The sequence below is a fragment of the Reyranella soli genome (assembly GCF_007992495.1).
GTDB classification, from domain to species: Bacteria; Pseudomonadota; Alphaproteobacteria; order Reyranellales; family Reyranellaceae; genus Reyranella; species Reyranella soli.
This window is the reverse complement of the sequence record NZ_BKAJ01000132.1, coordinates 11,279-34,357: the sequence shown is the minus strand read 5'-3', so window position 1 is coordinate 34,357 and position 23,079 is coordinate 11,279. Positions and strand designations below refer to the sequence as shown.

Genomic DNA, 23,079 nt, shown 5'->3' with positions numbered 1-23,079 from the left:
TGTGAAAGCGGAGCTGGCTGCCGGCTTCCCACAGACCGGCAGCCAGCATTCACGTCGGCGTGGCAACGGAGCAGGGGGCCGTCGCCGGCGTGAACTCGTGAACTTGCCCCTGCGCGCCGTTGTCGTTCGACGGCGGCGGGATGAGGGCGGTGCCGATGTCATCGGCGGCCGCCAAACGTTGTGTGATCAAGCGTGCTGCCAGGCGTCGCGCGATCTCACCAAGGTGAACCCAGTTGTCAGTTTCTGCGGTTTCCATGACCCAAATCATGGAGATCGCTTTGTCCCGAATCCGAGAAATCTCTTCACCTTCGCAGGGAAAGAAGATGCACGCCGTCGCTGAGGCGAAAGCCGCTTTCCGAGCGATACCTCGCGGCGTCGACCAGCCGAAGCTCGAATGGCTGCGCAATCGCGTCGCCCCGTTTTTCGGCCTGACGTTCAGTCAAGCAAAGAAGATCGAGTACGACGAGGTCAAGGATCTGCGAGCCAGCCGGCTCGATCACATCCGGGATAAGGTCAGCCAACTACAAGAAAGCGCCGCGAAGCGCCGTGGAGAGGCCGATGCCATCAAGGAGCGACTTGCCTGCCTCCGATCCGCTCGTACAAGCCGAATTGCTGGTGGCTGTAGCGGAGGAATTGGAACGACTGACAGCCGAGGCCTGGGAGCGGGCGAGGGCAGCAGTGGAGAGAGCGGGCGGACCCCCGCCATTGCTCGACCGGATGAGGCGTGAGGAACCCTGAGTCCTTCGCGCTTTAATCGATTGGGTACCGAGGCCGAACCGCATTCTAGAGGACAGCTTTCATCATCCCCGGCGGTAGTGAAAGTTTGAAATCCGACGAGCAGGTGCGCCATACAAGAGCCGCGACGAGCGATGCTACGTGCCGCGATTGGGCAGTCATGCCCATACTGCGGCGACGCCATGGAAGGCCCCAACCGCTGGCCGACCCGTGACCACATCAAACCTAGATCGAAGCGCCATACGCTCACAGCCGACAACCAAGCCATCGTCTGCGCACCGTGCAACAAGGCCAAGGGGTCACTGTCACTGCAGCGCTTCGTTAATCGCCTCGCTCGTGCCGGAGATCCGCGGGCACTCCGCGTAGCGGCCTTTTTGCAGATTCGCCTTCCACAGCTAGATCTGCAACAAGAGACAGGTCCGAACGTGAAGCACTCGGACTTTGAGTTCTCCATCTAAGCACCTCAGCCCCGCTCTTACCGGCGGGGCTTTTTCCTTTGTCGGCAAAGCGTCCTTTGGGGAACCGCAGTGAGCTTCGTGCATTGGCACGGTTGCCATCAAGGGCGACCGCAATGGTGCGGTGCATCTCCGGAGGGCGCCTGATGCGGCTGTTCAAATGCCAGGCTTGCGAACAGGTTCTCCACTTTGAGAACACACTTTGCGAGAAGTGCGGCCATCGGCTGGGCTATCTACCGCTGGCAGCGGCGCTTACGGCGGTCGAGCCGGATGGAGAGTCCGTCAGGGCACTAGCCGCGCCAGGCACGGCTTTCCGCTTCTGCGTCAACGCCCAGCACGAGGCCTGCAACTGGCTGGTCGAGATGGCATCGCCCGACCCGCTCTGCCTGTGCTGCCGGCACAACCGCACCATCCCCGACCTCGCGCTCGAGGCCAACTTGGTCGCTTGGCGCAAAGTCGAGCGTGCCAAGCATCGCCTGTTCTACGCCCTCGTGCGGCTCAAGCTGCCGCTCACGACCAAGCTCGAGAACGCGGACACCGGGCTTGCCTTCGACTTACTGGCCGATCCGCCGCAGCCAAGCGCACCACCCGTGATGACGGGCCACGACAACGGCCTGATTACGCTGGCGCTGTCCGAAGCTGACGATGCGGAGCGCGAACGCAACCGCGTCAACTTGCACGAGCCCTATCGCACCATGCTGGGACACTTTCGCCACGAAATCGGGCATTACTACTGGGACCGACTGGTACGTGACGCCGCAGGACCGGACGGCGGTCGGCTGGAGGCGTTCCGCGCCCTGTTCGGCGATGAGCGCGCCGACTATGGCCAGGCTCTGCAGCGACACTACGATCAGGGGCCGCCCGCCGACTGGCAGTCGCAGTTCGTGACGGGCTACGCCACGATGCATCCGTGGGAGGATTTCGCCGAAACCTGGGCGCACTATCTGCACATCGTCGATACCCTGGAGACCGCCGGCGCCTTCGGCCTTTCGACCCGTCCGAAGGTGGCGCAGGGCGACGAGCTAGACGCGTCGGTTGACTTCGATCCCTATCGCGCGCGGACCATGGACCAGCTGACCGAGAGCTGGCTGCCGCTCACCATCGCCCTCAACAGCCTGAACCGTGCAATGGGCCAGCCTGATCTCTATCCATTTGTGCTGTCGTCACCGGCGCTGGAAAAGCTCGCCTTTGTCCACTTGCTGGTTCGCCCGACTCAGCCATCTACGGCCGCCACGACACGGGCCCCTGGCGCCGTCCCAATAGTGGCCCGCGATCAAGGCGAGTGACAACAATCGACTCCGCGACGCAACGAACTACCTGACTTCTGTCTTTGGCTTCTCGGAGCAGGCAATTCCCCCGCTTATGCTCCGCCCGCAGGTAAGCCTCGGGTTGCCCGCCCAGTGTTCAGCGCCCTGGGCGGGCTTTTCCTCTGGGGCATGGCCAGCATCGCCGCTAACCCTGTTTTTCTGCCCGTGGAATCGAATTAGTCCGTCTGGCAGCCGGAGAAAGAGCGACGATGGCGTTGTCCGGCGATCATCAAAGGGAGCCGCGGCTTTGAGGCGGATGCGGCATCGGCCGTACAAGGTGCCGCGCCCAAATTGGCTAGCCGCGGCGCAAACCTGCTTCTACAGTCCCGGCATGTCCCGCAAGCCAGTGTATTTCCTCATGGGCTTTATCGTTGGCGCAGTCGTGAGCCTGCTCTGGAATGCAATGCCGATCATTCGTGCAGGAGCTGCGCCCTCAATCCCAGGCATCTGGTTCGACATTGCCGTGCAGGCGGTGATCATCGGACTATTGTTTGGGTTGGCCGTCATGTTGGTCAGCACATGGCGCAGGAACAGAAACTAAGGTCAAAGCCACCAAGCGTCCCCTCCATTGCTGCTTTCGGGCCCATTCCAGAAATTCGCTATGTCGAGCGGTTGGCCAGAGATGTCGCCAGGAGAGGACACCTGTCACGCCGCTGCAAAGAGCAGCGATTACCGCCGCCTTAGATCAAATCTCATTGGCTCCGCCCTGAGTTCGCGCCGGGCCAGTGATTGCCGCCGTCTGCTCAAGTCGATGCTGCCGGGATTGCACCTCAGCCGTCACGTCCTCAACGTGATGCAGGAGGCAGATCAGGTTGCCGTTATCATCGTACACCGGCGAATTGATAGGCTGCCAGTGGCGCTCGACGAAATTGCCCCGGAGATCGCGCACGTCATAGCGCTGGATGGCCATTTCGTGCGGGCGGCCGGTCTCGGCGGCGATTTGCAACGAGATGAACAGGTTGTTCACACCGTCCGCCGATGGATCGGCCGGATTGTCGGGAAACACCTCGAACAGGGAGCGGCCGGCGATGGCGCTGCGATTCGTCATCGTCGCCTGCGCATAGGCATCATTCACGTCAACAATATGCAGACCCGGGCCAGGGTCGAGCAGCAGATAGGGGTGCGCTGAGTTCTGGACGCTACGCCAATATTCGGCCACGCGCTCCGAAGCTCCGCTGAACGCACCCGCGACCCAGCGCGATGACACGCGCGGCTGCACACCCTTTTCGTCGGCAATGATGTAAGCTAGGTCGCGTTCGGCTGACATCAGCAGCATGCAAAGCGTGCGATGCGTGGCCTCGTCCGACGGGCCGGCGAGCTGCCTGCGGAAGAGTTCAATATTTTGCTGCAGTATATACTGCCGCATGATCCAGGCCCCCGCCAAGAACAGCGAAAGCCTAATAAGGTCCACCTTGCTCGTCCAGGTCAGAAGACTGAGTTCCGTGATGATTTGGTGGCCTGCGGCCTGACCGCAGTGCCGGCAGTTGCGGCTACGACGGGCGAGGCGGATGCGGTACCGGCCGCACGACCTGCCGCGCCGGCTTGTCCTTCCGCTGTCCCTGGTAGGAGACATGGCGCAGCAGATTGTCCTCGGTCCACGTCAGGTACGTCACTTCCACGACCAACTCGGGCTTCACCTAGTGCACCTTGCTCACCCGCTGTCACCGATGCTCGCGCGATGTTCCCCCACAGCAACATGAGCCTGTAGGCGGAGCGCTTAGTTGGAAGGCGCCACCGTCGGCGTTGGTGGCAGAAGCTCGGGACGCAGTTGATCGAGCTCGACCTCGTCGTCGAGGGCGAACAGGGTCACGTCACGGCTGCCGCAGGCCTCGCATTTGAACGGACGGTCGTAGAGAGGCGTCTGGTCGTCGTCGGAGGTCTTGAGTAGCCGAAAGGGCACGAGGCGCCGGTGGCCGCACCGACACACGGCAGGAGTGGCCGGCCGCAGCGGCCGCAGGCGATGGAGCCAGGGGCGTCTCGGGGTAGCTTCAACATGGCCCAACACGGTAGCCGCCGATCGCCGGCACGACCTCTCACGATCGCGCAACCATCTGCCAGCACAGCCAGCATCAGGCCAGCCGCCCGGGCCAGGCCCTCGGCCAGTCACCGGGTCGTCACGGACGGTTGTTTGGAACAGTTCGGATGCCCGGCGTTAGTCCGCGATGCATCGGGAACTTCGTCGGCACCTGATCTACGCCTTAGTGGGTGTTGCTACTGCCGCCCTCCTCTACTGGCTGTTGGAAGGCTGAGGCCTCGCCAAGGCGCATCGTCGGTAACTCTTTCGGCCTAGACGTTGTCCGCTCGCGTGCGAGCTACTCTGCTGTAGCCCTCGCTCCCGACACCCAAACCTAGGGAGAGAGGGTTAGGCCTCGCATAGGGTACCCTCCTGTGCGGGGCCGCTCTGGGGTGCGCCTCGTTTGCGTTCGACTTGATCAGGACCCAGGCTCATGGGTCGCCCGATGCAGGCCATGGCCGAGCGGTTGCTTAAATCAACAAGATGTTGTCGCAGGTTAATGCGATCCGGGATGAAATGACCCAATCTGCGCTAGCCATTCGCACGCCCCCACACGGCACCAATGGTCAGGCCCCGCACGGACCGCTCCCAACTGCTGTGCGGGGCCGCCTATTTCCGGCGGGCCGCCAACTGTCGCAACAATCGCAACTGTCGCAGGGGCGACGGTGACCATCGACCGCGTGAGCCCACCGCGGGGGACATTTTCCCTCGCATATGTGGACCTCGGGGGTAGCTCTTTGGGCCTGACCGTATCCTGCTCGCGCGCGGCTACTCTACAGCAGCCCTCGCTCCCTGAACGGCAAACCAGGAGAGGACGGTCAGGCCCCGCATAGGTATTCGTTGCCTATGCGGGGCCGCTCCGCGTGGCGTTGCTCCCACGCAGTAGCAGCCAACTGTCGCCCGACGGCGCTTAGTGAACGAGGTGAGTGAGCTGCGGCTTGATACACTTTGGTAGTTTAACTGTCGGTCCCACGGACGTTACTGGAGCACATTCGCGTCCGGTGGGCGATGCCGCTACGGTCGACCAGTGCTGGCACGAGTTAAAAGACGGCCCCGCATAAGGCTAGCAAGCCACCAAATGCGGGGCCTAACCACTCACTCTAAGTTTGGGGTACAGTGAGGGCTACCGAAGCCTAGCCGATCGGGGCAAACCCTTATTCGGGCTAAAAAGCACTACTCCACGTTGCGCCATGGGCTGCGGCTCAATGAAGGTCACCGACGCGGCGTCAGTGCTACCCCTTAAGAGGTAGTGCCCCGAAAGCGTTGGCTATTTTGGAGGGACCTTAAACGATCACCCTCTTGTGTTCATTGGCACTGCTAAGGAAAAGCCGCCCTGATCCCAACAGGGCAGGCGGGTGGTTGAAGCTTTAGGGACGACCGCAGTGTCCCACACCACTGTCCGAGCGATTCAGCAGCCCGGGCCCGCCTCTCGATTCCAGGCCAAAAAGACATCCGCCACGATGGGTCATACGGAATGCCTACCGCCGTGTTTCCGCATTCCAAACAGTGACGACGACTGCGACGGCAAATGCCACCAGCGTCGCTTGTGACAGCATTGTTGAAATGTCCGTCTCAAGGGCCAGATCCACTACCGCTGACGGAAGCAGTAGTGCGGCGGCGACTAGGCTTGCCAACTGACACACGGTCACCATCAACGAATTTGGCATTTGCTGCACAACCACCACCTGACGGGTACGTCAAGACACCCATCCCATGAACGTCGTCGGGCCGCGTGAGTTTCACCTTTGAACTTTTCTAAGCTTACGGCTTCGTTACAGGCGGACAGCGTAGACTCCTTCGGGGTACCTCCAATGTCCGCGCGGGCTGCGCCTTCTGTCTATGGCTTGGAAGCGTTGGAAAGCTCACAATTCGCGATTGCATATCATGCCGTTAGGCAAGGAGAGAGCAGAATGATCAGCACTCCGAAGATCGATCGCGCGCGGCGCAACACGCTGAAAGCGGCTAGCCTGATCCTCGGTACGGTCTTGGCGACCGGCGCTCTGCACAGTGTGGCGTCGGCAGCCCCGGGCGGAAACGGCAACGGCAACGGCAACGGCGGCACCAACGGAAACGGCGGCAACGGAAACGGCAACAACCAGGGCGGCAGTTGCTTCGCGAGGGGCACCCTGATCCGCACGCGCGACGGCTATCGGCCAATCGAAACCTTGGCAGCGGGTGATGAGGTTGCGGTGCGTTTTGGCGGCTTCGCGCCGATCAAAGCGTTGGTCAGCCACACCTTGAACAGCGTCTCGGGCAAATGGGATGGCGACCAGTCGAACCTGCCGGTCCTCGTGCGGCGCGGCGCTCTGGGTGAGAACTCGCCGAGCGCAGACCTTTGCGTCACGGCCTGGCATGCCGTCTACGTTGATGGCTTCCTGATGCAAGCCGGCGACCTGGTCAATGGCACCAGCATCGTCTTCGAGGCGGCGGGCGATCGGAATACGCTCGACTTCTTCAATATCGAACTCGATAGCCACGACATCCTGGATGTGCAGAGTGCATTCTGCGAGTCGCTGTACAGAGCGGAAACCGAACGCTGTGCACCGCTATTGCGCTTCACTGGGGGCCGTAGCCAGCTTCGGTCGCGCTTGCGCAGCGTGGCATCAGTCGTAGTCGATCGGCGCCAGCCTATTGACATCATTCGCGACAAACTGGAGGAGCGGGCGCAGAGTTTTGCGCTGGCGGCTTAAACCATCAGTGTCTGTTGATCAGGCAGTGACCACTCGCCTCGTCTACCAGGCGCGTGAGCTGCGGGTTGATCCACTTCGGCGGAAAAGCCGAGGCGGTTGATGCTGAGTATCTAGCCTTGCCCGGCATTGAAATACTTCACGACAACCTTGACTGCCTCTTGGAGCAACTTCGCAACGCTAGAAGTTGCCACTGCTATTGCCGTCAACGAAGGCTTCTCCAATTCCAGAAGGCTTCGCAGATTAAGATAAGCGAACCGATAGGTGAGAGGAAGGATCAGCCAAGAAAGCAAGAAAACGCCGGCAATTCCCAAGCGAACCCAAGTGAGAACACTGGAGGCCAGCAGGCTATTTGTGGCCAACCCGTACTCGTGGCCCAGCGACGGCCAGAACGCGAGAGTGTTTGCTGGAATTGATCCTAGTGGCGGAAGGCTAAAGCTTTCCCCCAAATGGATAGGCGAAATTTCACCAAAACCCAACAGCTTGGCAAGCAGTGTTAGGTAGAGCATGAACATCGTCGCCACCATGGCCAGCAGCAACATGCCAAAAAGGGGCGCAAAAAAAACTGAGACAAATAACGTTGCAAGCTGAAGAAGGGCTACGAGCGTACCATCAGGATATCGATCGTTGAGCCATATGATCGCAAGTAAGGATGGAAGGAAGACGAAGACGTTCCCTACTGCAATGGCCCAGCAAAGAACAAAGAACTCACGGCTGAAGACGAAGGGAATGAAGCCTGACAGGTTGTCACTGCGCAGAGCCACAATGCCGGCCGTACCAAGGCCGATAACTGCACCTATCAATAATGCCACGAGGAACGGAATAAAGTTCCTGACAGGCCTGAGCAGTCGGGGCCATTTCTCTATTGCGGCGAAGTATAGTACACCGCCTGCCAGCCAACTAAGTGGCCACGACGCAAACTCCAATTCGCCTCGCGGTACCTGATAAAGCGGCATCGCCTTTAGCTTGATGCGCCACGAGATGAGCCGTTGTCGAAGAGCCTCGCGCTTACCTCTGCCCAACAGCAGATCGACGTAGACGACAGCAGCGCAAAATATCAGAAGGCATGAAGTGAAGAGATCAAGCTCAACCATGCTGGGGGAGACCGCACCGCGTTGACGACTCGTCGCTGTCGCCACTCATCATCTGGGCCTCCGTAGATCGCCGAAATCGCCCGGCGTGCTACCCCGGTGTTACCCCGGCGTGTCCAGCGACTGAGGGCTTGGTGCCCTAAGCCCTTGATCCGGTTGGTGGAGCTGAGGGGGATCGAACCCCTGACCTCCTCATTGCGAACGAGGCGCTCTCCCAGCTGAGCTACAGCCCCCCATCAACCGAACCTGGGCAAGCAAAAAGGCCCAAGGAAGGCGCGGATAAAGCTTGGCGGGTCCCCTGTCAAGCAAGCGGGCCTATGTTAGCGTTCCGCCCTGTTTTCAATGGAGTAATGAAGTGCCCGCTAGCAGCAAGAAAGTCGTCCAGTCGGATGCCGCGCCCAAGGCGCTCGGCCCCTATTCGCAGGCCATCGTCGCCAACGGCCTGGTGTTCTGTGCCGGCCAGATCCCGCTCGATCCCAAGACCGGCGACCTCGTGCCGGGCGGCATCGCCGAGCAGACGCATCAGGTGCTCAAAAACCTGCGGGCGGTCCTGCAGGCGGCGGGCAGCGACCTCGACCGCGCGGTCAAGACGACGGTGTTCCTGAAGAGCATGGACAGCTTCGTGGCCATGAACGAGGTCTACGGCCGGCCGGAATATTTCGGCGCCGCCGCGCCGGCGCGCTCGACCGTCGAGGTGGCGCGCCTGCCGCGCGACGTGCTGGTCGAGATCGAAGTCGTGGCGCTGGCCTGAGCGTCTGGCCGTGGATCCCGTCGCCTGGCTGCTCGGTCTCGGCTCGCTGCTGGTGTTCGGCATCATCGTCGTGCATCTGCTGGCGGCGCTGGTGCTGATCATCCCGACTTGGCGCATCTGCACGCGGGCCGGCTTCTCGGGCGCGCTGTCGCTGTTCCATCTCGTGCCGCTGATCGGCCCCTTCATCGTCATGGGCGTGCTGGCCTTCACCGACTGGCCCAACGGCGAAGCCCCGCCGGGGAAACGCTGAGATGGGCATGGAGATCCTGGGCCTGTTCGGCCTGTCGAGCGTCTTCGGCCTGATCGGCCTGGTGCTGGCCGGCTGGATGGCTTGGCGCATCGTCGAGAAGACGGGGCTGCCGGGCTGGGCGGGTCTCGGCGCCATCCTGCTGACGCTGACCGGCATCGGCATGATCGTGCCGCTGATCCTGCTGTGGGTCTTCGCCTTCATGCGCTGGCCGCGCGACGAGATGGCCGCGGCGGCGCCCGGCGCATCATCGCCGGCCCGGCCGGCATCGCCCGGCGCCTTGTCGCCGCCGCCGGCCGCCCTGGCCGACCGGCGCCCCTGGCGGTTGAGCGGGCTCTCGGCGGGCGGGCCTGTCGTGCTGTCGATGGACGGGACACAGCCCGCCTATGTGCTGACTGGCGCCGCCGCCCAGCAGGCCAACGAGCTTTGTGTGCCCGATCCGACGGTCGGACAGCCGCATGCGCGCCTGTTCGTCTCCGGCGGCCGGCTCGGCCTGGAAGATCTCGGCACGCCCGGCGGCACCCGGATCGACGGGGCCCGGCTGCTGCCCGAGCACGGCCCGCGCGATATCAGCGCAGCGCGTGCCATCCACGTCGGGACGGTCGAATTAGCCCTGTCGCGCGCATGAATTGAGGGCGGGGAATTGGCTTGTGATCGACATTACCCGCCGAGTAGGGTGCCCGGCCGGCGACCTGCCGGCAGCGATTCGGAGAGGCGATGATGTCGGCGGGCCAGCTGATCTTGAAAATTCTCGACATCTATTCGGCCATCATCATTGCCAGCGCCATCATGAGCTGGCTGGTCGCGTTCGGCGTCGTCAACGTGCGCAACCAGTTCATCCGCGTGGTCGTCGACCTGCTCTATCGCGTGACCGAACCGGTGCTGCGGCCGCTCCGCCGCCTTCTGCCGAACCTGGGCGGCATCGACATCTCGCCGGTCGTTGCCCTGTTGCTGATCATTGTCATCCAGCATTTCATCGCGAACTACATCTTGTACTAGCCTTGTGTCGGATCCGGTGTTCCTGCGCCGCACCGGCACGGGCGTGACGGTCGAAGTGCGCGCCCAGCCACGGGCCCGTCGTACCGCGCTCGCCTGCGTCGATGGCACGCTCAAGGCCCAGGTGACGGCGCCTGCCGAAGATGGCAGGGCCAATGCCGCCGTAATCGACCTGCTGGCCGCGACCTGGCGGCTGCCGAAGTCGGCCTTTGCGGTGACGCGCGGCGCGATATCACGCGACAAGGTCTTGAGCATTGCCGGCGAGCCCACGCTGCTCGCGGCGAAGATCGTGGAATGGACAAGGGACTCTGCGGGGAGAGATGGCTGAAGCGAAACTGATAGACGGCAAGGCCTACGCAGCCGGCCTGCGCAAGCGCGTCGCCGCGGGCGTCGAGGCGTTGATCGCCGACGGCGGACCCAAACCCGGCCTGGCGACGGTGTTGATCGGCGAGGATCCGGCGAGCCAGGTCTATGTCCGCAGCAAGGGCAAGCTCGCGGCCGAGCTCGGCATGGCGAGCTTCGATCATCGCCTGCCCGAGAGCACGACCGAGGCCGAGCTGCTGGAGCTGATCGCCCGGCTGAACGCCGACCCGAGCGTGCATGGCATCCTGGTGCAGCTGCCGCTGCCCAAGCACATCAATACCGCACAGGTTCTGCTGGCCGTCGATCCGGCCAAGGATGTCGATGGCTTTCATCCGCTGAATGTCGGCCGACTGGGCTCGGTCGAATCCGGTGCGCCGCTCGACTTTCCCGTGCCGTGCACGCCGCTTGGCATATTGATGCTGCTGCAGGACGCGCTTGCCTCGCTGACCGGTCGTCATGCCGTGGTGATCGGCCGTTCGACCCTGGTCGGCCGTCCGGTGGCGCGCCTGCTGCTGCGCGCTGATTGCACGGTGACCATCGCCCATTCGCGCACGCGCGATCTGCCGGCGGTGAGCCGCCAGGCCGACATCCTTGTCGTCGCCATCGGCAAGCCCGAGTTCGTGCGCGGCGACTGGATCAAGCCTGGCGCCACGGTGATCGATGTCGGCATCAACCGCGTGCCCGCTTCCGACGGCAAGACGCGCCTGGTCGGCGACGTCGCCTTCGCCGAGGCCCTGCCTGTTGCGGGTCACATCACGCCGGTGCCGGGCGGCGTCGGCCCGATGACGGTGGCGTGCCTGATGTACAACACGCTGCAGGAAGCTCGGAAGTCGGCCGGACTGCCGTTCGTGGCGATCTGATCTTCCCGTTCTCTTTTCCTCCCCCGTCATACGGGGGAGGGTAGGGAGGGGCGAGCAACAGTCGTGTTGTCTGCTGATTTCAGATCATGATCTTTTTCTGGGAGGGACCCTTACGGATGCCTTCCCCCTCCCGGCCTCCCCCGTAAGACGGGGGAGGTGAAGAGTTGATTTAGTTCTTCATCATCCCCGCGACCAACGCCGTCACGTTGTGGCGCATCATCGCCTCGTAAGTCGGCGCCGGCCCGCCCGGCGCCGACAGCGCATCGCTGTACAGCCGCGGCCCGACCACAGCGCCCGACTCGCGCGCGATCTGGTCGATCAGGCCGGGGTTGCTCATGTTCTCGACGAACAGCGCCTTGATCTTCTGCTCGCGCACCAGGCGGATCAGCGCCGCCACGTCCTTGGCCGACGGCTCGCTCTCGGTGGTGAAGCCGCGCGGGGCGAAGAACTGTACGCCGTAGGCCGCCGTGAAGTAGCGGAACGAATCGTGCGCCGTGATGGCGCGCCGCTGCGCCGCCGGCACCTTGGCGATCTCGTCCTTGATCCATTGGTCGAGGGTCACGAGGCGCTTGTCGTAGGCCTGCCCGCGCTCGCGATAGAAGGCGGCGTTCGCGGCATCGACCATCGACAGGCCTTCGACGATGTTGCCGACATAGCGCCGCACGCGGCCAGCATCCTGCCAGCAATGCGGGTCGGGGCCATGGACGTGGTTGTGGCCGGGCGTTGGCGCGCCCTCCAAGGTGGCCACGCCCGCCGTCGCCACGATGGCGCGGCCCTTGAAGGGCGCGGCCTTGGCCAGGCGATCGATCCAGCCTTCGTAGCCCAGCCCGTTGCTGACGAGCGCCTGCGCCGAGGCAAGTGCGCGCGCATCGGTCGGCCTGGGCTGATAGGTGTGGGCGTCGATATCGGCGCCGACCAGCACGGCAAGCTCGATCCGATCGGCGCCGACCTCGGCCAAAAGATCGCCCAGGATCGAGAAGGTCGCCACGACCTTGGGCTTCTTGGCCTGAACTTGGGCCCGGGCACGCACGGGCAGGACCGCGAGCGGCGCGGCGGCCGCCAGGAAGTGGCGTCTCAACAGCATCGGCTGAGTGTTATATTATAACGGGAAGTCGAGCCAGTGCGGCGTATGGCCGGTGGCCGCGAAGAAGCGCATCAGGTCGGCTGGCGAGAGGGCCGTCGTCATGGTGTTGACCAGGGGGTGGGCGTTGACCGGGCCGCCCTCGGCGACGCCGCGATCGAGCACCAACCGCACGACTCGGCTCGCATCGTTTATCAGGGAAAGCGGCGTCACCGACCCCGGCTCGACGCCGAGATGGCGCTTCAGGCGATCGGCGCTGCCGAAGGAGAGGCGGCCGGCACCCAGGACCTCGCCGAGGCGTTTGAGGTCGATGGCGCGATCCTCGAGCGCCACGACCAGCCACATCTCCTCCTTCTTGTTGCGCAGGAAGAGGTTCTTGATGTGATGGCCGGGCAGGTTGCCGCGCAGCGCCTTGGCCTCCTCGACGGTGAAGACCGGCGGATGCTCGACGGTGCGATGGGCGATGCCCAATTGGTCGAGACGGGCGAAGAGTTGTTGCGGGTCGAGCATCGGGCTACATCGATCGGCGTGAAGGGGATTTCATGAAAGGCATCGTTCTGTCCGGCGGCAGCGGCACGCGGCTTTACCCGATGACCCGGGCCGCCAACAAGCAGCTCCTGCCGGTCTACAACAAGCCGATGGTCTATTACCCGCTGACCACGCTGATGCTGGCGGGGTGCCGCGAGATCCTGCTGGTCGTCAATCCGGCCGACGAGGAGTCCTATCGCCGCCTGTTCGGCGACGGCAAGCAGTGGGGCCTCGAGATCCGCTACGCCGTGCAGCCCAAGCCGGGCGGCATCGCCGAGGTGTTCCTGGTCGGCCGCGACTTCGTGGCCAAGGACCGCGTCGGCCTGATCCTGGGGGACAACCTGTTCTATGGCGATTCGCTGCCGGCGGTGGCCGAGCGTGGCGCCATGGGCAGCGGTGCCATGATCTATGCCTACTGGGTGAGCGACCCTTCGGCCTATGGCGTTGTCGAGTTCGACGCCGCAGGCCAGCCGATCTCGATCGTCGAGAAACCCAAGGAACCAAAGTCGAACTGGGCGGTCACGGGCCTCTATTTCTACGACGCCGATGTTTGCGACGTCGCCGCGCACATTCCTCGCTCGGCGCGCGGCGAGCTCGAGATCAGCGACGTCAATGCGCACTACCTGAAGCAGGGGCGCCTCACCGTCGAGAAGCTGGGCCGCGGCTATGCTTGGCTCGACACTGGCACGCCGTCGAGCCTGCTGCGCGCCGCCCAGTTCGTCGAGACGGTCGAGGACCGCCAGGGCCTGCAGATCGGCAGTCCCGAGGAGGTCGCCTGGCGCAAGGGCTATATCGACGATGCCGGCATGGAAAAGCTGATCCAGCCCATCCGGGACAGCGAATACGGGAAGTATCTGCAGCGGCTTCTGGCCCGCGGCTAACTTCCCGGGGCGGGCCTTGCATTAGGGGCCGAAAACCCGTATCAACGCCGCCTTCCGGCACCTACCCGGCCGGACATGGAGCGCGGGCGTAGCTCAGGGGTAGAGCACGACCTTGCCAAGGTCGGGGTCGAGGGTTCGAATCCCTTCGCCCGCTCCAATTCTCTTCAAGTAGATCAGCCGCTGAGAAGGGTTCCTCGGGATCCTCTCTACTTCCCCGACTCTGGCCCGAAAGCTGGAGAAGCAGGGGAAGCAACCCGGGGCGAAACGTAGAGTGGCGCGATGCCCAAGGTGACGACGATCCGGTGCGTGCCGCAGTCTTCGCTGAGCTTCAGGCGCATCCTGCCGCCAGCCGGCGCGTGGCTCGCGCCGTCCAGCTCGGCGGCGATCACGCCGCGGTTGACGCCGCCTGGGTTGTGGATCGCGATCTCGTAGACTGCGCCGCGATAACGCAGCGTCATCTCGAAGCCCGGCCATGACGCCGGGATACAGGGATCGATGGTCATAGAATCACCCTCGAGCCTGAGGCCGAGGATCGATTCGATGCCGGCGCGATAGAGCCAGCCGGCCGAGCCGGTGTACCAGGTCCAGCCGCCGCGCCCGACATGCGGCGGCACGGAGTAGACGTCGGCCGCCACGACATAGGGCTCGACCTTGTAGCGCAGGATGCCGGCCCGTGTGCTGGTGTGATTGACGGGATTGACCAGCGAGAACAGCCCGGCCGCCTTGTCACCCTGGCCCAGCGCGGCGAAGGCCATGATCGACCACGCCGCGGCGTGCGTGTATTGCCCGCCATTCTCGCGGATGCCCGGCGGATAGCCTTTGATGTAGCCGGGGTCGCGCTCGGTCTTGTCGAACGGCGGCGCGAAAAGCAGCGCCAGGCGGTCACCGCGATGCACGAGCTGCCGGTCGAGGGCCGCCATCGCCTGAACGGCGCGCGCCGGGTCGCCGGCGCCCGACAGGGCCGCCCACGACTGGGCGATGGAATCGATGCGGCATTCCTCGCTCTTCGCGGAGCCGAGCGGCGCGCCGTCGTCGTAGTAGCCCCTGCGATACCACTCGCCGTCCCAGCCGTCGCGGTCAAGGGCGCCGGAGAGCGCCTCGGCATGCGTCTTCCAGGCCATCGCCCTTGCCGCATCGCCGCGGCCCGAGGCGATCGGGGCGAAGGCGGTCAGCGCGGCATGGAAGAACCAGCCCAGCCACACGCTCTCGCCCCGGCCCGCCTCGCCGACGCGGTTCATCCCGTCGTTCCAGTCACCGGTGCCGATCAGGGGCAGGCCGCGCGAGCCCGTCTCGAGGCTGAGATCGAGGCCCCTGGCGCAGTGCTCGTACAGCGACGCCACCTCGTCGGCCAGGCCCGGCTGGAAGTAAAGATCGTGCTCGCCCGGCTTGAGGGCGGGACCGTCGAGGAACGGCACCCGTTCATCGAGGATCGCGGCATCGCCCGTGGTCTCGACGTAGTGGGCGGCAACGGTCGCGAGCCATGCCCGGTCGTCGGAGATGCGGGTGCGCACCCCTTGCCCGGCCGGCGCGAACCACCAGTGCTGGAAGTCGCCTTCGACGAACTGCCGCGCCGCGGCGCGCAGGATGTGCGCGCGCGCCAGCTCGGGCCGGGCCACCATGAGCGACATGACGTCCTGCAGCTGGTCGCGGAAGCCGTAGGCGCCGCTCGCCTGGTAGAAAGCCGAGCGCGCCCAGTAGCGGCAGGCCAAGGTCTGGTAGAGAAGCGGACCGTTCAACATGACGTCCATGGCGCGATCCGGTGTCCTGACCTGCACCGCGCCCAGCGTCTCTTCCCACCAGCCCGTGACCTCGCGATGGACGGCATCGAGATCGGCCGCGCGATAGCGCTCGATCAAGGCCCGCGCCTCGGCGGCGTCGACGCCCTGACCCAGCAGGAAGACGACCTCCGCGGTGCCGCCGCGCTCGAGCTCCACCGTCGCCTGCAAAGCGGCGCAAGGATCGAGGCCGGCGCCAACCCGCTGCGACAGCGCGATGCCGGCAGCCAGCGCGGCGGGATTGCCTATGGTGCCGTTGCGGCCGATGAATTCGCGGCGATCTCCCGTCCAGGCCGTCTGGCGTCCGCCCAGGTCGGCGAAGGCGACGCGCTCGCCGTGATGCAGGTTCCAGGGGTTGCGCGCGAACAGTGCGCCGGTCGCGGCATCACGTTCGGTGACGACGGTCGGCGCTGAGGCGCCACGCGACAGGCCAAGCACCCATTCGGCAAAGGCCGTGACCGACAGCCGGCGCGGCCGATCCGAGAGGTTGCGGATGGTGAGGCGCGAAATCTTGAGGGAGTCCGACAGCGGCACGTACTGCAGCAGATCGAGCCTGATGCCCTGCGTCGCGACTTCGAAACGGCTATGACCCCGGCCATGGCGGGCGATGTAGGACGCCTGCTCGATCCGGATGGGCAGCGCCGTCGGCGTCCACAGGACGCCGCTGTCGAGGTCGTGCACGTAGAGAACCTCGCCGGGGCGATCGCCGACCGGATCGTTGGACCAGGGAGTGAGCTGGTTGTCGCGGCTGTTCTGCGACCAAGTATAGCCGCTGCCTTCGGCCGCGACCTGGAAGCCGAACGAGGGATTGGAGATGACATTGATCCACGGCGCCGGCGTCGATTGCCCGGGGCCCAGGACGGTGACGTATTCGCGGCCATCGGACGAGAAGCCGCCAAGACCATTGAAGAACTGCAGCCCCGCCAGGTCCGCGACAGGCTTTTCCGCCAGGCCGGCATCGGTCGCGGGCTTACGGACGGTGGGCGGCATCTCTGGGCGCGGCGCCTGCAGGCGGTCAAGCTGATGCGCCAGGCCGCCGCGACGACTCAGCAGCACCACTCGCGCGACGGCGAGCAGGAGGGCGCGGGTCTCGCCGGAAACAAGGTCGCTGCGCAGGACGAAGATGCCGCCGGCTTCGCGCTCGACCCCCAGGTGGGTCCGCGAACGGCTGGTGCGGACCAGCGTCTCGAGGGCGGCCTGCAGGTCCTGCACATACGACGCTCCGCGCTCGTTCAGGATCACGAGATCGACCGCCAATCCCTTCAGGCGCCAGTACTCGCGGGCGCGCAGCACCTCGTGGACGACGCTGGAATCCTCGACCTCGTCGATGCGCACCACGACGATCGGTACGTCACCAGAGATGCCCTGCGCCCACAGCAGATGCTGTGGGGCCAACCCGCGCCCGATCGTGTCGGAGGAGGAGCGCAGCGCCGGCGTGGCGTACACCACGTGGCCCGCCAGACGCTGATAGAGGCTGGCCTGCAGCGGCGTGACGTCGAGATGGCGCAACTGCACTTGCGCCTGCGTCCAGGCCAGCGTGGCCGCGCGCTCGAAAGCGTTGGCGTCCTGATGCTTGTCGACGGCATCGAGCAGCGCCTCGCGCGAGCCAGCAACGACCGTCCAGAATGCGACGCGAACAAACCCACCCGGCGGTACCCGCACGCGCCGGCGCAGCGCGAATATCGGATCGAGCACGGTCCCGACGGTGTTGGAGAGGCTGCGGCCGTCGACGGCGGCAACGGCATTGCCGACGGCGTTGCCGCGGCCGAGGAAGCGCGCACGGTCGGTCTCGATCTCGACCCCGCCCACCGATTCGCCCTCGACGACGGCGAGATGGGCCGCCCACAGTTCCGGCTCGTCCGGGCTGCGCCTCCGTCGCGTCGCCAGGATGGCGCCGGCGCTGGCAAGAAATTCGGTCTGCACGAACAGCTTTGAGAAGGCCTGGTGCGCGGCATCCGCCGCCGGCGGCGCCAGCGCGATCTCGGCGTAGGACGTGACCTCGATGTCGCGCGGCTCGCCGCCGGCATTGGCGATGGAGACGCGTCGGACCTCGGCATCGACTTCGGGCGACACGACGACGTCGAGCGTCGTCGTGAGATCCCCGTCGTGACGCACGAACTCGGCGCGATCCTCGGCGAACATGACGTCGTAGCTGACGGGCCGCGCGCCGCCCGGCTGCCAGGTCGTGGACCACACGTCGGAGCTGGCGACGTCGCGCAGCAGGACATAACTGCCCCAGTCGTCGCACGTCGCGTCCTCGCGCCAGCGCGAGACAGCCTGTTCGCCCCAGCGGCTGTAGCCCGAGCCGGCGGCGGTCAGCATCACGGAATAGCGCCCGTTCGAGAGCAGATGCGCCGACGGGCTGGCGGCATGGGGATTGTGCAGGCGCCGTACGATGGGCGGCTCGAGGTCGTCGACGGTGGCGCTCGCGCCCACCTCCTCGGCACGCGGATGGGCGACAGCGACGTCGCGCGGCGTGCGCTCCTGCAGCAAGAGCTCGGTCGCCTGGATCATCGGCTCGGCATGGAAGCGTCCGCGCATCACGCCGTCGAGCAAGGCGTTGGCGAGCGCCACGATCGTCATGCCCTGGTGGTGGGCCATGTAGGTGCGAACGACCACCTGAGTCCGGCCCTCGGGCAGGCGCGACGGTGTGAAGTCGAGAGCCTCGTAGAAGCCGTAGTCGCCGCGCCCGCCGATCCCTGCCAGTCGGCGGAAGTTGGCCATCGCCGCGGTCGGATCGACCATGGCCGCGAGTGCCGTCGCGTAGGGCGCGATGACGACGTTCTCGCTCAGGCCCCGCTTGAAGCCCAGGCCCGGCACGCCGAAGTTGGAGTATTGGTAGGTCAGTTCCTTGTCGCGGGCGTTGTAGGCCGATTCGGAGATGCCCCAGGGCACGCCGAGCGCGGTCGCGTGCGCGATCTGCCGCCGCACGACCAGGCTGTTGGTCCTTTCGATCAGGCTGCCGAACGGCGCGCGCATGACCAGCGACGGCATGAGATACTCGAACATCGAGCCCGACCAGGAGACCAGCGCCGCGCCATGCCCGACCGGCGTCACCTCGCGCCCCAACCGGAACCAGTGGCGCGCAGGCACCTCGCCTTTGGCGATCGCCATGAAGCTGGCGAGCCGCGCTTCCGACGCCAGCAGGTCGTAGCAGCTGGGATCGAGTGCATCCTCGGCAACGACATAGCCAATGGATAGAAGCTGGCGCTCGCGGTCGAAGAGGAAGCCGAACTCCATGGCGTTTGCCAGGGTGCGGGCGGTGGTCGCCAGGGTACGTAGGCGGCCATCCAGCGCGACACGCGCTTCGTCTTTCTGGACGAGGTCGCGGCGGCGGCTCTCGATCGATCGTTGCACCGCCTCCACCCAGAACAGCATCTCCTCGCCCGCCGCGTCGGCCCGCTCATGGCTGAGCGCGTGTGCCATGTCGGCAGCCCTCGCGGCGTGAAGCGCGAGGTCGTCCAGCGCCTCGGGGGATTCGCGCAGGACCCTGGCGAGTTCGTCCAGGCCACCGGCCAGTTCGCCCGAGGTGACGAGGTGCGTGCGCCGGTCGTCGGGCAGCGCTCCAAGAGCGTCGCGCGCGAGTGTCAGGCTGTCGCCCAGCCCGTCGACGGCGACCGTCGCGACGGCAGGGATACCGCGCCACGCGGCGCAGGTGCCGGCAAGCGCTATCAGATGACCGGCGAGGTTGCCGCTGTCGACAGAGGAGATGTAGGCCGGGTCGAGTGGACGAAGGTCGGTCGTGTCGTACCAATTGAAGAAGTGGCCGCGGTGGCGTTTCAGGCGCCCGACGGTCGTCAACGTCGCCTCCAGGCGTTCGACAGCCTCCAGTGTTCCGATCCAGCCGAACTCGCGGGCAGCGGCGGTCGCCAGCAGCAGAAGACCGATGTTGGTCGGCGACGTCCGATGGGCAACGACGCCGGCCGGATCCTCCTGGAAGTTGTCCGGCGGCAACATGTTGTCGGCTTCGGTCACGAAGGTCTCGAAGAAGCGCCAGGTGCGCCGCGCGATCACGCGCAAAGCCGCGGCATCAGGCTGGGAAATCGCCAGACTGCCGGCATCGGCCGGTGCCACGCTCACCCAGCGCGCGATCGCAGGCGAGATCAGCCATGCGAGGATAAGGGGGGCGGCCACCGGCAGGGCCGGCCGGCCGGCGTACCAGACGGCCAGCGCGGCCAGCGAGGTGATGAAGAGGCTTCCCGCCATCTGGCCGGCAAAGGCCGGCCAACCCGAGCGCAGCAGGCTCGTCGACTGGGCGGCGGTGGTCCAGTCGAGCAGGCGACGGCGACTGATGAACAGGCGGTAGAGGGTCCGGCCGATCGCGTCGAGCATGAGCCAGGCCTGATGGGGAAGAAAGGCCACGAGCAAGGCGGTCTGCGCGGCCGCATGGCCGATGTCGGACACAAGAGCCGACAGATGGCTGCGCGTCGTGACGGCCGAATTGCGCGGCAGCAGCGCCGACATCACCGGCAGCAGGGTGGGCAGGGCGATGGTCAGCACGACGAAGGCGGTCCAGGCGAGTGCCGCATGGAGCGGCAGGGTCCAGCCCGCCAGCAGGGCGACGAACGCGGCCGGCGCCGACAGGGTGCGCCGAAGATTGTCGAACATCTTCCAGAAGCCGACGGCCGTGACGGGACTGCTTCGCCGTTGGGACAGACTGCCCTTCGCGCCGCCGAGCAGCCAAGGCAGCAACTGCCAGTCGCCGCGCGCCCAGCGATGCTGGCGGGACGTGGCGACATCGTAACGGGCGGGGAACTCCTCGACGACCTCGATGTCGGATACCAGACCTGAGCGTGCGAACACGCCCTCGAAAAGATCGTGGCTCAGCATCGTGTTGTCGGGAACGCGGTCGGCCAGGGCGGCCTCGAAGGCGTCGATGTCGTAGATGCCCTTGCCCGAGTAGGAGCCTTCGCCGAACAGATCCTGGTAGACGTCCGATACCGCCGACGAATAGGGATCGATGCCGCTGCTGCCCGAGAAGATCCGCTGGAATCGCGATCCTTCCGCGCCGACCGGCAAGGACGGTGTCACCCGCGGCTGCAGCACGCCGTAGCCTTCGACGACCCGATTCACCGCGGCGTCGACTCGCGGCCGGTTGAGCGGATGCGCCATCTTGCCGACCAGCCGCTGGACGGCATCACGCGGCAATCGTGTATCGGAATCGAGGGTGACGACGTAGCGGGCGCCGACCGGCGGGTGCGATGCGGTGTCGAGGAACGTCGTGTCGGCCGCTCCGCGCAGCAGGCGGTTGAGCTCGTGCAGCTTGCCGCGCTTGCGCTCCCATCCCATCCAGCGGCCCTGCGCGTCGTTCCAGACGCGGCGCCGGTGCAGCAGGAGGAAACGATCGGCGCCGTCGTCGGCCGGATGGCGGCGATTGAGGCGCGCGATGCCGGCGACGGCTGCGGCCAGAAGGTCGGCGTCGCCCGGAACCGTTTCCGCCGCGGCGTCGGCCCAGTCCGACAGCAGCGCGAAATGCACCGCGCCGAGCGGATTGGAGAGATAGTGCACCTCCAACAGCTCGATCTGCTCGTCGACGCCGGCGCGGCTCGTGAGCAATGTCGGGACGGCAACCACGGTGCGCAGCAGCGACGGCACGCCCTTGCGCAGATCGAGGCCGGGCAGCCGCGTGGCGCCGAAGCCGCCGGTGATCGCCCGATTGACCAGCATCAAGGCGGCGTCGATCGCGGGCAGGAGACCGACCAGGGTCATGACCAAGACCTGCCAGTTGGCAAGTCCGGCCTGCGCCGTCGCGAGCAGCGGAAGGGCCAGAAGCACGGCGGCCGTGCCGGAGACGCTGGCAACATAGCCGGCGATCCCCATGGCCATGAAACGGCGCCGCAAGGCGAGACCGGGCGGACGGAAATCCAGTGAACGCTCGAAGGCAGGGCGTCCGCCGCCGATGAGATAGTAGCCGGGCTCGCGCCGCCGGCCGTCGCCGTCCGGTCCGTCCGCTGTTGCGGCAGCCTCGAGGGCGCGAACCGCGATCGCCGGTTCCGTGAGACCGCTGCCACGCGCCATTTGCTCGATGGCGGTGCGATAGAGATTGCGCGTCGCGAAGTCCATGGCGGAGAATGCGCTGCCGGCCCGCAGGACATCGTCGACCGGACTCACCTCCTCGAACAGCTTCGCCCAGTCGACGTCGGAGATCAGCCGCATGCTAGTGATGACGTTGCGCACTGTGACGTTGGCCGCTCCCTGGAGCTGATGCTCCCGGCGCACCAGCTCGTCGGCATTCGTGCCCTCGCCCTTCAAGCGTTCCTCGAGCCAGCCCACGGCGGGCGTTGTTTGCGGGTCCTGATCCCGCAGACGCTGCGCGAGCTGGACGATGAACCCCTCGGAGAGCCGCGCGCGCTGATAGAGCGCCAGCGCTGCGGGATCGGCGACCAGATCGTTCACGCCCATCAGCCGGTCGGCGACGGCATCGGCCTCCTCGCGCGCCGACCGGCGAGTCATGATGCCGACGGCCGATCGCCGAAGGTTCTCGACCAGAACAATGCGCAGCGTGATCGCCACTGCCCAGAGCTCGCCGATGCTGAGAGGCTGGACAGTCTGGTAGGCGCGCACGAAGCGTGTCAGCGCCTCGGGGTCGAACCGGCTGTCGGTATGGGCGACGAATGCCCAGGCCAGACCGAATACGCGGGGGTAGCCGGCCAGCGGACCGCTGCAGAGCTTGGGGAGCTGCTTGTAGTAGCCTGGCGGCAGGTCGGTGCGGACCTCGCGCACCTGGCGTTCGACCAGATGGTAGTTGTCGAGCAGCCACTCTCCGGCGGGCGTGATTGGCCGACCCTCGTCGGCGGCCTTGGCGATGGCGCGGTAGGCTTCGAGCAGGACGCGCTCGTTGTCGGCCAGGCGAGCGACCAGCGACCTGACCCTCGGTGCCGAGGGGGAGACAGGCTGGTTGGCGGCGAGGCTTATGGCATGCTGTTCGAGCCGTTCAACACTGAACAGCTCGCTGCGAATGGGATCGCCTTCATTCCAAAGGGCAATGGTTTGCGGGGGCGTCAGCGCCCGCTGCAGGAAAGCGTACAATCTATCGGCCTTTCCGGACCGCAACGGACGGCGCGATACCGAGGTTGCCGCCCCGAGCGCCGGGAAGCGGATCGTTTAGCGGTGCGGGCGAGACGAAGCGCGTGACAGCGCCATGCCATGTGATCGGTTTCGATCTGGCGACGCCTCGATAGTAAGCGATGATACCGACCACAATAAGGCCGCCGCCGGATTATCTGCCGGGACGCCCTTACCGAGATGCCACATGCGCCCATATCCGTGTGGCGCCAGCGAAAGCACAACGCGGCATGGTCGGACGTT

20 protein-coding genes and 2 tRNA genes are annotated in these 23,079 nt (G+C 65.5%); 13 read left to right on the top strand and 9 right to left on the bottom strand.

The features are described from left to right. Positions 1 to 49: 49 nt before the first annotated feature. Positions 50 to 256, bottom strand: coding sequence for a hypothetical protein (locus RSO01_RS33170; protein ID WP_147154873.1), 207 nt, complete (start codon positions 254 to 256; stop codon positions 50 to 52). A gap of 10 nt (positions 257 to 266) precedes the next feature. On the opposite strand from RSO01_RS33170, the gene RSO01_RS33165 reads away from it, so the two are divergent. The 4 genes from RSO01_RS33165 (at position 267) to RSO01_RS33150 (ending at position 3,038) form a co-directional block, all read left to right on the top strand. After that, entirely contained in the window at positions 267 to 728 is a 462-nt protein-coding gene (locus tag RSO01_RS33165) for a hypothetical protein (protein ID WP_170303536.1), read from the top strand. A gap of 141 nt (positions 729 to 869) precedes the next feature. Next, entirely contained in the window at positions 870 to 1,193 is a 324-nt protein-coding gene (locus RSO01_RS50000; protein WP_147154871.1) for an HNH endonuclease, read from the top strand. A gap of 143 nt (positions 1,194 to 1,336) precedes the next feature. Then, complete coding sequence (locus RSO01_RS33155; RefSeq protein WP_147154885.1) at positions 1,337 to 2,476, top strand: zinc-binding metallopeptidase family protein; 1,140 nt, start codon at positions 1,337 to 1,339, stop codon at positions 2,474 to 2,476. 352 nt (positions 2,477 to 2,828) lie between these two features. Further along, a complete protein-coding gene (locus RSO01_RS33150) occupies positions 2,829 to 3,038 on the top strand; it encodes a hypothetical protein (protein WP_147154870.1) in 210 nt (69 codons plus the stop codon). Positions 3,039 to 3,182: 144 nt separating this feature from the next. On the opposite strand, the gene RSO01_RS33145 is transcribed toward RSO01_RS33150, so the two are convergent. The 3 genes from RSO01_RS33145 to RSO01_RS33140 form a co-directional block, all read right to left on the bottom strand. Beyond that, positions 3,183 to 3,863: a PAS domain-containing protein gene (locus RSO01_RS33145; protein ID WP_147154869.1), complete on the bottom strand. Its 681-nt coding sequence runs from the start codon at positions 3,861 to 3,863 to the stop codon at positions 3,183 to 3,185. Positions 3,864 to 3,987: 124 nt separating this feature from the next. After that, positions 3,988 to 4,134, bottom strand: coding sequence for an ATP dependent DNA ligase (locus tag RSO01_RS47715; RefSeq protein WP_170303534.1), 147 nt, complete (start codon positions 4,132 to 4,134; stop codon positions 3,988 to 3,990). An 80-nt stretch (positions 4,135 to 4,214) separates the two neighbouring features. Further along, positions 4,215 to 4,397 (bottom strand): hypothetical protein, encoded by a 183-nt coding sequence (locus RSO01_RS33140; RefSeq protein ID WP_147154868.1) that lies wholly within the window; start codon positions 4,395 to 4,397, stop codon positions 4,215 to 4,217. A gap of 2,024 nt (positions 4,398 to 6,421) precedes the next feature. On the opposite strand from RSO01_RS33140, the gene RSO01_RS33135 reads away from it, so the two are divergent. Beyond that, positions 6,422 to 7,201: a Hint domain-containing protein gene (locus tag RSO01_RS33135; protein ID WP_170303533.1), complete on the top strand. Its 780-nt coding sequence runs from the start codon at positions 6,422 to 6,424 to the stop codon at positions 7,199 to 7,201. A gap of 110 nt (positions 7,202 to 7,311) precedes the next feature. Here RSO01_RS33135 and RSO01_RS33130 read toward each other — a convergent pair whose 3' ends face one another. Both RSO01_RS33130 and RSO01_RS33125 read right to left on the bottom strand, forming a co-directional pair. Continuing rightward, complete coding sequence (locus RSO01_RS33130) at positions 7,312 to 8,292, bottom strand: hypothetical protein (protein ID WP_147154866.1); 981 nt, start codon at positions 8,290 to 8,292, stop codon at positions 7,312 to 7,314. 154 nt (positions 8,293 to 8,446) lie between these two features. After that, a tRNA-Ala gene (locus RSO01_RS33125) sits at positions 8,447 to 8,522 on the bottom strand. Between the two features lie 122 nt (positions 8,523 to 8,644). Between RSO01_RS33125 and RSO01_RS33120 the strand changes: the two genes are divergently transcribed. The 6 genes from RSO01_RS33120 (at position 8,645) to folD (ending at position 11,506) form a co-directional block, all read left to right on the top strand. Next, the gene (locus RSO01_RS33120; RefSeq protein ID WP_147154865.1) at positions 8,645 to 9,040 is read left to right on the top strand and encodes a RidA family protein; all 396 of its coding nucleotides are present in this window, start codon (positions 8,645 to 8,647) and stop codon (positions 9,038 to 9,040) included. Positions 9,041 to 9,050: 10 nt separating this feature from the next. Next, complete coding sequence (locus RSO01_RS33115) at positions 9,051 to 9,290, top strand: hypothetical protein (protein ID WP_218037533.1); 240 nt, start codon at positions 9,051 to 9,053, stop codon at positions 9,288 to 9,290. Position 9,291: 1 nt separating this feature from the next. Next, a complete protein-coding gene (locus RSO01_RS33110; RefSeq protein ID WP_147154864.1) occupies positions 9,292 to 9,915 on the top strand; it encodes an FHA domain-containing protein in 624 nt (207 codons plus the stop codon). Positions 9,916 to 10,004: 89 nt separating this feature from the next. Further along, the gene (locus RSO01_RS33105; protein ID WP_147154863.1) at positions 10,005 to 10,286 is read left to right on the top strand and encodes a YggT family protein; all 282 of its coding nucleotides are present in this window, start codon (positions 10,005 to 10,007) and stop codon (positions 10,284 to 10,286) included. A gap of 4 nt (positions 10,287 to 10,290) precedes the next feature. Further along, positions 10,291 to 10,611: a DUF167 domain-containing protein gene (locus tag RSO01_RS33100; RefSeq protein ID WP_147154862.1), complete on the top strand. Its 321-nt coding sequence runs from the start codon at positions 10,291 to 10,293 to the stop codon at positions 10,609 to 10,611. Next, positions 10,604 to 11,506: a bifunctional methylenetetrahydrofolate dehydrogenase/methenyltetrahydrofolate cyclohydrolase FolD gene (gene folD, locus RSO01_RS33095; RefSeq protein ID WP_147154861.1), complete on the top strand. Its 903-nt coding sequence runs from the start codon at positions 10,604 to 10,606 to the stop codon at positions 11,504 to 11,506. The genes RSO01_RS33100 and folD overlap by 8 nt, the downstream gene beginning before the upstream one ends. Positions 11,507 to 11,675: 169 nt before the next feature. Here folD and RSO01_RS33090 read toward each other — a convergent pair whose 3' ends face one another. Continuing rightward, on the bottom strand, positions 11,676 to 12,590 hold the full coding sequence (locus tag RSO01_RS33090) for a metal ABC transporter solute-binding protein, Zn/Mn family (protein WP_147154860.1): 915 nt from the start codon (positions 12,588 to 12,590) through the stop codon (positions 11,676 to 11,678). Between the two features lie 15 nt (positions 12,591 to 12,605). Beyond that, positions 12,606 to 13,097 carry a prolyl-tRNA synthetase associated domain-containing protein gene (locus tag RSO01_RS33085; protein WP_147154859.1) on the bottom strand — a complete coding sequence of 164 codons (492 nt, stop codon included), beginning with the start codon at positions 13,095 to 13,097 and terminating at the stop codon, positions 12,606 to 12,608. 32 nt (positions 13,098 to 13,129) lie between these two features. Between RSO01_RS33085 and rfbA the strand changes: the two genes are divergently transcribed. Together rfbA and RSO01_RS33075 are read left to right on the top strand one after the other, a co-directional pair. Next, complete coding sequence (gene rfbA / locus RSO01_RS33080) at positions 13,130 to 13,996, top strand: glucose-1-phosphate thymidylyltransferase RfbA (protein WP_147154858.1); 867 nt, start codon at positions 13,130 to 13,132, stop codon at positions 13,994 to 13,996. Positions 13,997 to 14,078: 82 nt separating this feature from the next. Next, positions 14,079 to 14,153, top strand: a tRNA-Gly gene (locus tag RSO01_RS33075). A 49-nt stretch (positions 14,154 to 14,202) separates the two neighbouring features. Here RSO01_RS33075 and RSO01_RS33070 read toward each other — a convergent pair. After that, positions 14,203 to 22,800, bottom strand: a complete 8,598-nt coding sequence (locus RSO01_RS33070) for a glycoside hydrolase family 94 protein (protein ID WP_246158983.1) — start codon at positions 22,798 to 22,800, stop codon at positions 14,203 to 14,205. Positions 22,801 to 23,079 lie beyond the last annotated feature (279 nt).

Excerpts from the sequence above, each read along its gene's own strand:
- RSO01_RS33170 (WP_147154873.1), bottom strand. The coding sequence starts at position 256 with ATGGAAACCGCAGAAACTGACAACTGGGTTCACCTTGGTGAGATCGCG.
- RSO01_RS33165 (WP_170303536.1), top strand. The coding sequence starts at position 267 with ATGGAGATCGCTTTGTCCCGAATCCGAGAAATCTCTTCACCTTCGCAG.
- RSO01_RS50000 (WP_147154871.1), top strand. The coding sequence starts at position 870 with ATGCTACGTGCCGCGATTGGGCAGTCATGCCCATACTGCGGCGACGCC.
- RSO01_RS33155 (WP_147154885.1), top strand. The coding sequence starts at position 1,337 with ATGCGGCTGTTCAAATGCCAGGCTTGCGAACAGGTTCTCCACTTTGAG.
- RSO01_RS33150 (WP_147154870.1), top strand. The coding sequence starts at position 2,829 with ATGTCCCGCAAGCCAGTGTATTTCCTCATGGGCTTTATCGTTGGCGCA.
- RSO01_RS33145 (WP_147154869.1), bottom strand. The coding sequence starts at position 3,863 with ATGCGGCAGTATATACTGCAGCAAAATATTGAACTCTTCCGCAGGCAG.
- RSO01_RS33135 (WP_170303533.1), top strand. The coding sequence starts at position 6,422 with ATGATCAGCACTCCGAAGATCGATCGCGCGCGGCGCAACACGCTGAAA.
- RSO01_RS33130 (WP_147154866.1), bottom strand. The coding sequence starts at position 8,292 with ATGGTTGAGCTTGATCTCTTCACTTCATGCCTTCTGATATTTTGCGCT.
- RSO01_RS33110 (WP_147154864.1), top strand. The coding sequence starts at position 9,292 with ATGGGCATGGAGATCCTGGGCCTGTTCGGCCTGTCGAGCGTCTTCGGC.
- RSO01_RS33105 (WP_147154863.1), top strand. The coding sequence starts at position 10,005 with ATGATGTCGGCGGGCCAGCTGATCTTGAAAATTCTCGACATCTATTCG.
- folD (WP_147154861.1), top strand. The coding sequence starts at position 10,604 with ATGGCTGAAGCGAAACTGATAGACGGCAAGGCCTACGCAGCCGGCCTG.
- RSO01_RS33090 (WP_147154860.1), bottom strand. The coding sequence starts at position 12,590 with ATGCTGTTGAGACGCCACTTCCTGGCGGCCGCCGCGCCGCTCGCGGTC.
- RSO01_RS33085 (WP_147154859.1), bottom strand. The coding sequence starts at position 13,097 with ATGCTCGACCCGCAACAACTCTTCGCCCGTCTCGACCAATTGGGCATC.
- rfbA (WP_147154858.1), top strand. The coding sequence starts at position 13,130 with ATGAAAGGCATCGTTCTGTCCGGCGGCAGCGGCACGCGGCTTTACCCG.